Genomic DNA, 10886 nt, shown 5'->3' with positions numbered 1-10886 from the left:
GACGTGGATTGCACTCGTTCCGCGACCGGGTTTGGGATTGCTGTTATCCGTTAGCCCGCCAGTCACGAAAGAAGTCGATGAAGTGCCGGACCTTGCCCGCCGGCTGGCGCGTGGCCGGGTACACCAGATGGATGCCGCCGCTGGGCAACGACCACTCGGGCAGGAGCTGGCGCAGGGTTCCGTCGCGCAGATCGGCGGCGGCAGTGAAGTCGGCGACTACGGAAATGCCCGCCCCCCCGCGCAGCAGACCAAGCACGCCTTGCGGCGAGCTGGCGCGCAGGCCGGAGCGCATACGCACCGTGACCTGTTTGCCGCTACGGCCAGAGAAGCGCCAGGTCAAAGGGCTGCGCAGCAGACTCAGCGCGATCCAAGCATGCGAGGCGAGTTGCTCCGGCTGCCTGGGCGTGCCGTGCTGCGCCAGATAGGCCGGTGCGGCCACGGCCATCTGCGAGAAGTCGCCAATCCGCACCGCGCGCATCGTCGAGTCGCGCAGCCAGCCGAAGCGCACGGCGATGTCGATGCGTTCGCCGACGAGATCGAGCACATCGTCAGTGGCGATCAGATCGACCTGCAGACGTGGATGTTCGCGATGGAACGCCGCGAGCGCAGGACCGAGCACGTTGGCGGCGTAGTCGGATGGCGCGGTGATGCGCAGCGTGCCGCTGGGTTCTGTAGTGGCTTCGTTGAACTGCGCCACCGAAGCCGCCAATTCGTGCAGCAACGGCGCGGATTCGTCGAGAAGTCGCTGGCCGGCTTCGGTCAGCTCGACGCGCCGCGTGGTGCGGGTGAACAGCGCGCCGCCGAGTTCGTTCTCGAGCTTGGCGATCTGCTGGCTGAGCACCGTCTTGTTGATGTCCAGCCGCTGCGCCGCCGCGGTGAACCCGCCGGCTTCGGCCACGGCGAGAAACCATTGCAGGCGATCCAGCGAGACGGTGCGACGGGGGCGGGTGGCAGGCGATGCGGGCATGCCATCGATTGTCCACCATTCGTGGACAATAATTTCAGTTTATGGGGATTTATCCGGACAGTCCGCAGGCGGAGACTGCGCCCACCCCAACCGAGGAACCTTCCATGAAGATCATGCTTATCGGCGCCAGCGGCTATGTCGGCAGCGCCCTGCTCAACGAACTGCTGGAGCGCGGCCACCAGGTCACTGCGGCCGTGCGCAACCCCGAACGGCTGCCGGCGCACCCCGCGCTCACGGCCGTGTCGGTGAACGTCCAGGACGCGGCTTCGATCGCATCCGCGGCCCAAGGCCATGCGGCCGTGATCAGCGCCTTCAGCCCCGGCCTGGCCGATCCCGATCTGTACGCGAATCACGTCGCGGGCGTCGCCTCGATCATCGACGGCGTGAAGCGCGCCAAGGTCGCGCGGCTGCTCATGGTCGGCGGCGCCGGTGCGCTGGAAGTCGCCCCGGGCGTGCAACTGGTGGATACACCCGAGTTCCCGGCGCAATGGAAGCAGACCGCGCTGGCGACCCGCGAAGGCCTGCATCGGTTGCAGAACGAGTCCTCGCTGCGCTGGAGCTTCCTCGCGCCCGCGGCCCATCTGGAACCGGGCGAACGTACCGGTCAGTTCCGTCTGGGCAATGGCGAGTTCCTAGTCGATGCGCAGGGCAACAGTCACATCAGCGTCTCCGACTACGCGGTCGCCATGGTCGACGAGCTCGAACAATCGCGTCACGAACGCCGCCTGTTCAACGTCGCCTACTGATCCAGCCCCGCACGCTTCATCATTTGTCATCCATCAAGGAGGAAAGACCATGCTGCTGCCCACCATCCATCACCGTCATGTCGATATCGACGGTGTCCGCGTGTTCTATCGCGAAGCGGGACCGAAGGATGCACCGGCGCTGTTGCTGCTGCATGGCTTTCCGTCATCGTCGCAGCAGTTCCGTCGCCTGATGGATGCGCTGGGTGGGCGCTATCGGCTGGTGGCGCCGGACTATCCCGGGTTCGGGCATAGCGATGCGCCGTTGCCGGTATCGGCGGGCGGCGTGTTCGAGTACAGCTTCGATCGCCTCGCCGACGTCATCGAGAAGTTCTGCGAAGCCGTCGAGCTGCGTCGCTTCGTTCTGTACATGTTCGATTTCGGTGGCCCGGTAGGCATGCGCGTGGCCGAGCGCCACCCCGATTGGATCAGTGGCGTGATCGTGCAGAACGCCAATGCGTACGAGGACGGGCTGAGTCCGATGGCGCGGGATCTGGTTGCCTTGCAGCCAGGCGATGTCGCGGAGCAGCAGCTGGGTCATTTGCTGACCCTGGAAATGACCCGCAATCAGTACCTCGGCGGCACTAGCGATGCCACGCGCGTGGCCCCCGATGGCTGGACGCTGGACCAGCACTTCCTCGACCAGCCCGGTCGCAAGCGCATCCAGATCGAACTTGCGCTGGACTACGCCAGCAACGTCGCTCGCTATCCCGCGTGGCAGGCATGGATGCGCGAGCACCAGCCGCCGGCTCTCGTGGTGTGGGGACGCAATGATGCGTTCTTTCCCGAGCCCGGTGCGCATGCCTACCTGCGCGACCTGCCCGATGCGGAGATACATCTGCTCGACACCGGCCACTTCGCGCTCGAAGAAGAAGCGCCTCGCATCGCGACGCTGATCGACGAATTCGTGGCGCGCATCACGCTGCAGCGTTCCGCGGCCGTGCCTCATGGCATGGGACGGGAGGCGCAGCCGGCTTGATATCCTCGCAGACCCCGCGCCTCAGGATGACCGCATGCGCCAGCAACCGCCTTTCGCTCTGCAACAGATCGATCACGTGGTGCTTCGGGTGAAGGACGAGGCGGGAATGATCGCTTTCTACTGCGACGTGCTCGGCTGCACGCTGGAACGTCGCCAGGACGAAATCGGTCTCGTCCAGCTGCGCACCGGACGATCGCTGATCGATCTGGTGCGCATCGACGGCAAGCTCGGCGCCATGGGCGGTGCGGCGCCGGGCCCGGAGGGGCGCAACATGGACCATCTGTGCTTGCGCGTTGAGCCGTTCGATCGCGATGCGATCGTCGCCTACCTGCAGGCGCGGAATGTACGCATCGGCGATTTCGGTTCGCGTTATGGCGCCGAGGGCGAAGGGCCGTCGCAGTACCTGTTCGATCCCGAGGGCAACGTTGTGGAATTGAAGGGCGCTCCCGCCCGCGATTGAATGAAACACCCGCCCTCGATCGAATGAAACACCCAGGAAATGATGCCGCGCGGGCGGCTGGGGAAATGAAGCTCCGCGGCAATGGCTGATCCATTCCCCCGGATCAGCCCGCACCAAACCAAGCACCCAACAACATGACCGATACCGCGCGTTCAACTCTGTCTTTCCGCCGCCTGGCCCTGCTGCTGGGCGGCCTGGCCATGTTCGGGCCGTTCTCGATCGACACGATCTTCCCGGCGTTTCCGGCGATCGGCGCGCAGCTCGACGCCGACAAGGTGCAGATCCAGCAGACGATCAGCGTCTATCTGGTCGCCTATGCGCTGATGAGTCTCGTCCATGGCCCGTTGTCGGATGCGATCGGCCGCCGGCGCGTGATCATCGGCGGCCTGATCGTCTTCACCTTCGCTTCGATCGGCTGCGCGTTGTCGCGCGACCTGACCACGCTGCTGGCGTTCCGCGCGCTGCAGGGGCTGTCGTCGGGCGTGGGCCTGATCGTCGGACGTGCGGTGATCCGCGACGTGCTGCATGGCGAGGCCGCGCAACGGCTGATGAGCCAGGTCTCGATGATCTTCGGCATCGCACCCGCCATTGCGCCGATCATCGGCGGCTGGATTCTGGGCTGGACCGCGTGGCCGGTGATCTTCTGGTTCCTGGCCGCGTTCTCGGTGCTGTTGCTGGTGGTGACCTGGCTGGGCTTGCCGGAGACTCACGCGAAGGAAGCGCGGTTGCCGCTGCGTGCAGGACCTCTGCTGCGCGATTACGTCTCCATCTTCGCCAATCCACGTTTCCAGCGGCTGGCGGCCGTGAGCGCGTTCAACTTCGCCGCGCTGTGGTTGTTCATCTCTTCTGCGCCGGCGTTCGTGGTCGATCATCTCGGCCTGGGCGAAAGCGATTTCGGCTGGTTCTTCATCCCGATGATCGGCGGCATGGTCACCGGCGCCTTCGTGTCCGGCCGTTTCGCCGGCAAGGTCAGCGGCGAGAAGCTGGTGCGCATCGGCTTCACCGCGAGCGCGATCGCGATGCTGCTCAACGTCGCCTATACCTTGCTGGTCGCAAAGGCGACCGTGCCGTGGGCGGTGATTCCGATCTCGCTCAATGCGTTCGGCATCGCCCTGGTATTTCCGATCGTCACGCTGGCAATTCTGGACATGTATCCGCGCCAGCGCGGATCGGCCTCGTCGCTGCAGGCGTTCACCAGCCTGGTGTTGAATGCATTGATCGCGGGCGTGCTGTCGCCGCTGATCAGCGCGCATGTGCTGTGGATGGTGATCGTGGCGTCGGTGTTCCTGTCGCTGGCATTCGGCTTCTGGACCTGGGAGAAGCGCGTGTCGAAGCCGTTGCAGGCGCCGGTCTGCGAGGCGGAGACGGTGCCGGGTGAGACGCTGTAGGGATGTTCGATCCGACGCTGGAATGCGTGGATTCGTTGTAGAGTGGAGCTTGCTCCGCTGCTGTTGATTCTCGTGGATCCAGGCCTGACTTGCGGTTGACGCGCCGAGCCGGCTCGGCGCTACGCAAGCAAAGGCAGCGGAGCAAGCTCCGCTCTACAAAGAGCCTGTGCCTGCGTTACACCTTGCGCCGCGACATCAGATACACCGGCAATCCCGCGGCGACCAGCACGACGCCCCACACCAGCGATTCGCTGCCCACACCGATCAGTGCGTACAGGCTGTAGATCAAGGCAAGTATCGCGACCACGCGTCCCGTGCCATCCCCACGCCGCAGCCATGCCGCGCTACTGACGAAGTAGGGCAACAGCGTCGCCGCGGTCGACAGCAGGATGGCGAAGGTGAACAGCTGCACCAGTGACTTGCTGAAGTTGGCGAACACCAGCAGTGTGGCCAACGCGCCCGCGATCAACACGCCCGCGGCCGGCGTGCCGCGCGCGTCGAGACGCGAAAAGATCGGCGGCATCACGCCATCGCGGGCCGCGGCCATCGGTACCTGCGCCGAGATGAGCACCCAGCCGTTCAAGGCGCCGAGGCACGAGATCGCGGCGACCGCCGCAATGCCGACGCCTGCCGCGGGACCCCACAACGAGCGCGCGGCATCGGCCATCGGCGCGGCGGATTTCGCCAGTTGCTCGGCGGGCAGCAGGCCCAGCACTGCGCTGCAGGCGAGGATGGTGGCGAGGCCGGCCAGGCTGGTGCCCAGCAACGTCGCACGTGGCACCGTCTTCTCTGGATTGTCGATTGAGCCGGCCGGCACGGTCGCCGCTTCCAGGCCCAGTAGTGCCCACAGTGTTAGTGCAACCGTGGCGTTCACCACGTGTGGCAGCGATTCGCCGGTGGGATTCAACGGGTGGTAGTGACTGCCGTCGACGAACCACACCGCGACGCCGCCGAATACCAGTAGCGGCACGAACTTCAGCACGGTCAGCACCACCTGCGCGCGGCCGACTTCGCGCACGCCGACCAGATTGATCGCGATGCAGGTCCACAGCGCGACCAGGGCGCACGCCGCCGAGCGCAGCGGCGTCGCCGTCAACGTCGGGAAGATCGAGCCGATACTGCCGGCGAACGCCACCGCAATCGCGGCATTGGTCGTCCAGGTCGAGATCCAGTAGCTCCAGGCGATCACGAACCCGGCCAGATCGCCGAAGCCGGCACGCGCAAAGGTGTAAGGGCCGCCGGTCTGCGGCCAGCGCGTGGCCAGCTTGGCGAACGTGAGTGCCAGCATCACCGCGCCGAACAATGTGATCGCCCAGCCGATCAGACTGCTGGCGCCGTAAGGCGCCAGCGAGGCGGGCAACAGGAAGACACCGCTGCCGATGATGCTGCCGACGACGAGGGCTGTGGCTGACCAGAGGCCGAGTGGGCGTTGCTGGGACATGGGACCTCGTCAGTTGTCGGTTGTGTGTTCTGCTCCCTCCCTTTCGCCGCAGGCGAAGGGGAGGGAGGGGGCGAGCGCCGCAGGCGCGAGTGCAGTTGCTGTTGTTCTTCGTAGAAGCAACCGCAAAAGCACCCCCTCCCGACCTCCCCCTTGCGCTTCGCGCAAAGGGGAGGGGAAAAGCAAAAAGCTCAGCCCGCTTCGCGATACACCTTGCGCAGCAGTTCGTGGAAGTGATGCACGGCGTTCTCGCGCAGCGGATTCAGGCGTCCGGGTTCGTACGAGCCCGACGAGAGTCCGCGTTGCACGTCTTCGCAGATGGTCAGGTCCTCGAACTGCACTTCATCGCTGAAGTTCAGGTCGTTGAGCCGGCGCTGCGCGGCATCCTCGGATTCGTCCAGCGTGTAGTAGAAGTCGAATTCCACGCGGCAACGGTCCACGCCCTTGGGGATCACGCGATTGGTCTGCAGGCGTCCAGGCAGGATGTTGAGCATCGTGTTCGGCCACATCCAGTAGTACAGAGCGTCGCCCTCACCGTACAGGCCGTCTCCGCTTTCGAGCGGGCTGAACTGGTACGAGTACCACTTCGCGGTATCGGTGATGTAGCTGCGGTAGTCGAGCAGCTTGTTCAGGCCCGGATGGATATGCGGGACGTGATACCCCTCGAGGTAGTTGTCGACATACACCTTCCAGTTGCAGGCGACGTCGTAGCCGACGCGATGGTGGTGGCCGTACAGCTCAAGATGGCGGTTCGCGCCCAGGCGCTCGTCGATGCCTTTCACGAAGGCCTCGAACGGCGGCGCGTTGGCTTCATCCACGGCGGCGAACACCATGCCCTGCCACACACGTACCGCGAGTTGCGGCAGCTTCACCTGATTCACGTCGAAGTCGGGTGCGGTGCCCATTTCCGGCGCCGAGCGCAGCGTGCCCTCGAGGGTGTAGGTCCAGCCGTGATAGCGGCAGCGCAGCGACTTCGCCGCGAGGCCATCGCATGATGCGATCGGTCCGGCCCGATGGCGACAGACGTTGTGGAACACGCGGATTTCGCCGTCGGCGCCGCGCACGGCGATCACCGGCAGTCCTGCGAAATCGCCGACCACATGATCGCCGGCATGGCGCAGCTGGCACACGTGCGCCAGCAGCTGCCAGCCACGGTCGAAGATCAGGCGCCGATCCGTGGCAGCCATGGCAGGGTCGAAGTAGTAGCGCGCCGGCAGGGCGGTAGCGTGGTCCAGCGGCTGCGGGGCGAGGTCGTGCGCAATGTCGGATCGGTTCATGCGCCGAGTATCTCGCTCTTTTTGGCCGGCCCGCCAGAGGTGCCGGTACCGCGGGTCGGGCAGGGAACTGGTTCCCGGAAAGCGCCTGGATCTGGTTCCCGCAAGGGACAGCGCGGATCGCATTCTGTCGGTCAGAAACCACTTGAGGAGCAATGCATGGTCACCGTGATCTGGGATACCTGGTTGAAACCCGGCGCCGAACAGGAAGGCATGCGCCTGACCCGCCGGATCTGGTCGGACATGCGCAGCTTCGAGGGCTATGTGTCGCATCAGCTGTATCTGGACAAGGAAGCACCCGGCCATGTGTTGGCCCTGGGCACCTGGCGGAGCCGCGAACACGCCGACCGGGTTCGCGATCAGTACAAGGACTCCGACACCATCCGCCAGCTGACCCCGCTGCTCCTGCGTCCTCGCGATCGCTGGATCACGCAGCTGGACGCCCTGGCCGAAGCGCCCGTGCTGATCTGACGCATGTCCGGACCTTCAAGTTCGGATAGCCAACGCGACGTATGCCCGCTTCAATCCTCATGTCCATCCACCACGAGAACACCATGATCGATCTGTACTACTGGGGCACGCCAAACGGACTCAAGCTCAAGCTGTTCATGGAAGAAAGCGGCCTGCCGCATCGGATAGTTCCGGTGAATATCGGCAAGGGCGAGCAGTTCGAGCCAGAGTTCCTGGCGATATCGCCGAACAATAAGATCCCCGCGCTGGTCGATCACGATCCAGTTGGCGGTGGTGCTCCGATCCCGCTGTTCGAGTCCGGCGCGATGTTGTTGTACCTGGCCGAGAAGACCGGCCGCTTCCTTCCCACGGATGCGCGTGGCCGCGCCGAAGTGCTGCAGTGGTTGTTCTGGCAAGTCGGTGGCCTGGGTCCGATGGCGGGGCAGAACGGTCACTTCGTGGTGTTTGCGCCGGAACGGGTGCCGTATGCGATCGAACGCTACGTCAAGGAAACCAACCGGTTGTACGGCGTGCTCGACAAGCGCCTGGCCGATCGCGAGTTCATTTCCGGCGACGAGTATTCGATCGCCGATATGGCGACCTATCCGTGGATCGTGCCGCACGAACCGCATGGCCAGGATCTCGACGACTTCCCGCATCTCAAGCGCTGGTTCGAGGCGATCAAGGCGCGGCCGGCGACGGTGCGTGCGTATGAAGGCGTGGCGCCGGCGTATGTGGGCGGGCGTAATGCGCTTTCGGAAGAGGAACGGCGGATTTTGTTTGGGCAGACGGCGCGCGCGACGGCTTGATTCTGCGGCGGCGAAAGTCTGGTTCTTACCCTTCTCCCCGCTCGCGGGGAGAAGGTGCCCGAAGGGCGGACGCCCCGAAGGAAGCACCCTTGGGGTGTGAGGGGAGGCGAGCGTAGCGAGCTGCCTTGTCGCTCAAGCACAAGAAACAGCAAAGGCAACTCGCTGCGCTCGCTCCCCCTCACCCGCCCTTCGGGCACCCTCTCCCCGCAGGCGGGGAGAGGGACCAGAAGTGAAGAAGGACCAACTAGAAGCGGCAGGAGCTCAGACGCGTTCTGTCATCCCCAAAAACAAAAGGCCGGCAAATGCCGGCCTTTTGCGCTACTGCAGTCCGATGTTGCGATCAGCCTGCCGCCTTCTTCTCCGCCGGAGGCGCCGCAGCCTTGGCCGCATCCGCATTCCACCCGCAGGTCTTGCCTTCGTTCTGTTGCTTCAGCCACGCCTGCAGCGGCGAGAAGTATTCGAGGATCGCGGAGGCGTCCATCTTCTCGCCACCGGTCAGCTCCTTCAGCGTCTGCTGCCACGGCTGGCTTGCGCCCTTGCTCAGCATCGCCTGGTACTTCGCGCCGGCGGCCTTGTTGCCGTAGAAGCTGCACTCGTGCAGCGGGCCCTTGTAGCCCGACGCATCGCACAGCGCCTTGTAGAACTGAAACTGCAGCACGTGCGAGAGGAAGTAACGCGTGTACGGCGTGTTGCCCGGCACGTGGTACTTCGCGCCCGGATCGAAGAAGTCTTCGCCACGCGCGGTCACTGGGGCGACGCCCTGGTACTTCGCCTTCAGCTCCCACCACGCCTGGTTGTAGTGATCCGGCTTGATCGTGCCGTCGAACACACCCCAGCGCCAGCGGTCGATCATCAGGCCGAACGGCAGGAACGAGACCTTGGCCAGCGCCATGCGCATCTGCGCGTTGATCACTGCCTCGTTGCTCGCCTTCTGCTCGCCGACCAGGCCGATCGACTGCAGGTAGGCCGGCGTCATCGACAGCACGATGGTGTCGCCGATGGCTTCGTGGAAGCCATCGTGCGCACCCTGCTGGAAGATCGGCGGCTGGCCGTTGTAGGCCATGTAGTAATAGACGTGGCCGAGCTCGTGGTAGATCGTGGTGAAGTCTTCCTCGTTCGGCTTGATGCACATCTTGGTGCGCACGTCGCCGGCCATGTTGATGTCCCACGCGCTGGCATGGCACACGACGTCGCGATCGCGCGGCTTGATGAACTGCGTCTTGTCCCAGTAGCTCGCCGGCAGCTTGGCCATGCCCAGCGAGGTGTAGAAATCCTGGGCGCGCTCGGTCATCTCCTTGGCTTCCGCCAGGTCGGCCTGCTGCGCGATATTGCTGCGCTCGTCGTACGAGGCATCGTGATCGAGGCCCCGCAGCAGCGCGGCTTCCTTCGCGTCTCGCGCCTTCTTCAGCGTGCTGGTGATGTCGAGGTTGCCTGCCTGCGCGTCGCTGTACGGCTGCAGGATCGGCCACAGGTTGCCCCAGTCCTGCTGCCACATGTTGCCCATCAGATGCGCCGGCAGCATGCCGCCCTGCACGTGGCCGCGATCGCCGTACTTCTTCTCCAGCTGCGTGCGGGTGTAGCAGTGCAGCTGTTCGTACAGCGGCTTGATCTGCAGCCACAGGCGGTCGGTTTCGGCGGAGATTTCGGCCGGCGTCATGTCGTAGCCGGAACGCCACAGCTCGCCGGTATCGGCGAAGCCCATGTCCTTGGCGCCGGTGTTCGATAGGTCGACGAAGTGGGTGTAGTCCTGGCGCATCGGCTGCGCGATGGTGTGCCAGCCCTGCCAGGCGTCGAGTTGTTCTTCGTACGTGGCGGCGGGATCGCGCAGCACGTCTTCGAGTTCGCCGAGCTGGCGGCACTTGCGCGCGCTGCCTTCGCCCTTGCAGTACTCGCCCGAGCCGTACATGCCTTCCAGCTTGGTGGCCAGGCCGGTGAGTTCTTCCAGCTTCTTCGGATCCTTCGGCGGCGGCATCGACACCGAGAGCTTGAGCAGCTTGATCGCGCGTGCGGTCTCGGGCGACATCTTCTGCCCTTCGAACTTGCGCGATTCCTCGATCCACTTGTTGAGCTGCGACAGGAAGCGTTCGTTCGCCTTCGCCGTCAGCATCTCGGTGTCGCCATTGATGTACGTCGAAGACGTCCACTGCGCCGCGTTGAGCTCGGGGTAGATCTTGCGCATCTCTTCATTGACGCGCGCGACGAACTGGTCGGCGGTTTCGCCCTCCGGGGCCTTCCCGGCTTCAACGGGCGCCTGCTCCTTCTTACAGGCCGACAAGGTGAGGCCCGCGGCTACGGCGAGCGCGAGCAGGACATGACGGTGGTTCACGGGCAATCCTCTTCGGGCGCCCGGGCGGGCGCGAGAATCGCGAGGCTAGTGT

Annotated in this window: 10 protein-coding genes; 6 read left to right on the top strand and 4 right to left on the bottom strand. The window is 64.8% G+C overall.

Annotated elements, in window-relative coordinates; translation table 11 throughout:
- Positions 1–43 precede the first annotated feature (43 nt).
- Positions 44–967, bottom strand: a complete 924-nt coding sequence (locus tag ACYVGK_RS14290; protein WP_460734851.1) for a LysR family transcriptional regulator — start codon at positions 965–967, stop codon at positions 44–46.
- Positions 968–1071: 104 nt separating this feature from the next.
- Here ACYVGK_RS14290 and ACYVGK_RS14285 point away from each other — a divergent pair, with 104 nt between their 5' ends.
- From ACYVGK_RS14285 to ACYVGK_RS14270, 4 genes are all read left to right on the top strand, one after another.
- Positions 1072–1713: an NAD(P)-dependent oxidoreductase gene (locus ACYVGK_RS14285; RefSeq protein ID WP_460734849.1), complete on the top strand. Its 642-nt coding sequence runs from the start codon at positions 1072–1074 to the stop codon at positions 1711–1713.
- A 49-nt stretch (positions 1714–1762) separates the two neighbouring features.
- Complete coding sequence (locus ACYVGK_RS14280; RefSeq protein ID WP_460734847.1) at positions 1763–2689, top strand: alpha/beta fold hydrolase; 927 nt, start codon at positions 1763–1765, stop codon at positions 2687–2689.
- 34 nt (positions 2690–2723) lie between these two features.
- Positions 2724–3149: a VOC family protein gene (locus ACYVGK_RS14275; RefSeq protein WP_460734845.1), complete on the top strand. Its 426-nt coding sequence runs from the start codon at positions 2724–2726 to the stop codon at positions 3147–3149.
- Positions 3150–3283: 134 nt separating this feature from the next.
- Positions 3284–4537 carry a multidrug effflux MFS transporter gene (locus ACYVGK_RS14270; RefSeq protein WP_460734843.1) on the top strand — a complete coding sequence of 418 codons (1254 nt, stop codon included), beginning with the start codon at positions 3284–3286 and terminating at the stop codon, positions 4535–4537.
- Between the two features lie 175 nt (positions 4538–4712).
- Here the strand turns inward: ACYVGK_RS14270 and ACYVGK_RS14265 are convergent, their stop codons facing one another.
- The gene (locus ACYVGK_RS14265; protein WP_460734841.1) at positions 4713–5978 is read right to left on the bottom strand and encodes an amino acid permease; all 1266 of its coding nucleotides are present in this window, start codon (positions 5976–5978) and stop codon (positions 4713–4715) included.
- Between the two features lie 188 nt (positions 5979–6166).
- A complete protein-coding gene (locus ACYVGK_RS14260; protein WP_460734839.1) occupies positions 6167–7252 on the bottom strand; it encodes an aromatic ring-hydroxylating oxygenase subunit alpha in 1086 nt (361 codons plus the stop codon).
- 156 nt (positions 7253–7408) lie between these two features.
- Between ACYVGK_RS14260 and ACYVGK_RS14255 the strand changes: the two genes are divergently transcribed.
- Both ACYVGK_RS14255 and ACYVGK_RS14250 read left to right on the top strand, forming a co-directional pair.
- On the top strand, positions 7409–7720 hold the full coding sequence (locus ACYVGK_RS14255; protein ID WP_460734837.1) for an antibiotic biosynthesis monooxygenase family protein: 312 nt from the start codon (positions 7409–7411) through the stop codon (positions 7718–7720).
- 83 nt (positions 7721–7803) lie between these two features.
- Positions 7804–8508 carry a glutathione binding-like protein gene (locus tag ACYVGK_RS14250; RefSeq protein WP_460734954.1) on the top strand — a complete coding sequence of 235 codons (705 nt, stop codon included), beginning with the start codon at positions 7804–7806 and terminating at the stop codon, positions 8506–8508.
- Positions 8509–8848: 340 nt separating this feature from the next.
- On the opposite strand, the gene ACYVGK_RS14245 is transcribed toward ACYVGK_RS14250, so the two are convergent.
- On the bottom strand, positions 8849–10834 hold the full coding sequence (locus ACYVGK_RS14245; RefSeq protein ID WP_460734835.1) for a M2 family metallopeptidase: 1986 nt from the start codon (positions 10832–10834) through the stop codon (positions 8849–8851).
- Between the last annotated feature and the right edge of the window lie 52 nt (positions 10835–10886).

Source organism: Lysobacter tyrosinilyticus (assembly GCF_054779815.1).
The sequence above is the reverse complement of the archived record's forward strand: the minus strand, read 5'-3'. Positions and strand labels throughout refer to the sequence as shown.

Coding starts and splice junctions, on each gene's coding strand:
- ACYVGK_RS14280 (WP_460734847.1), top strand. CDS start 1,763: ATGCTGCTGCCCACCATCCATCACCGTCATGTCGATATCGACGGTGTC.
- ACYVGK_RS14255 (WP_460734837.1), top strand. CDS start 7,409: ATGGTCACCGTGATCTGGGATACCTGGTTGAAACCCGGCGCCGAACAG.
- ACYVGK_RS14290 (WP_460734851.1), bottom strand. CDS start 967: ATGCCCGCATCGCCTGCCACCCGCCCCCGTCGCACCGTCTCGCTGGAT.
- ACYVGK_RS14260 (WP_460734839.1), bottom strand. CDS start 7,252: ATGAACCGATCCGACATTGCGCACGACCTCGCCCCGCAGCCGCTGGAC.
- ACYVGK_RS14285 (WP_460734849.1), top strand. CDS start 1,072: ATGAAGATCATGCTTATCGGCGCCAGCGGCTATGTCGGCAGCGCCCTG.
- ACYVGK_RS14265 (WP_460734841.1), bottom strand. CDS start 5,978: ATGTCCCAGCAACGCCCACTCGGCCTCTGGTCAGCCACAGCCCTCGTC.
- ACYVGK_RS14270 (WP_460734843.1), top strand. CDS start 3,284: ATGACCGATACCGCGCGTTCAACTCTGTCTTTCCGCCGCCTGGCCCTG.
- ACYVGK_RS14275 (WP_460734845.1), top strand. CDS start 2,724: ATGCGCCAGCAACCGCCTTTCGCTCTGCAACAGATCGATCACGTGGTG.
- ACYVGK_RS14250 (WP_460734954.1), top strand. CDS start 7,804: ATGATCGATCTGTACTACTGGGGCACGCCAAACGGACTCAAGCTCAAG.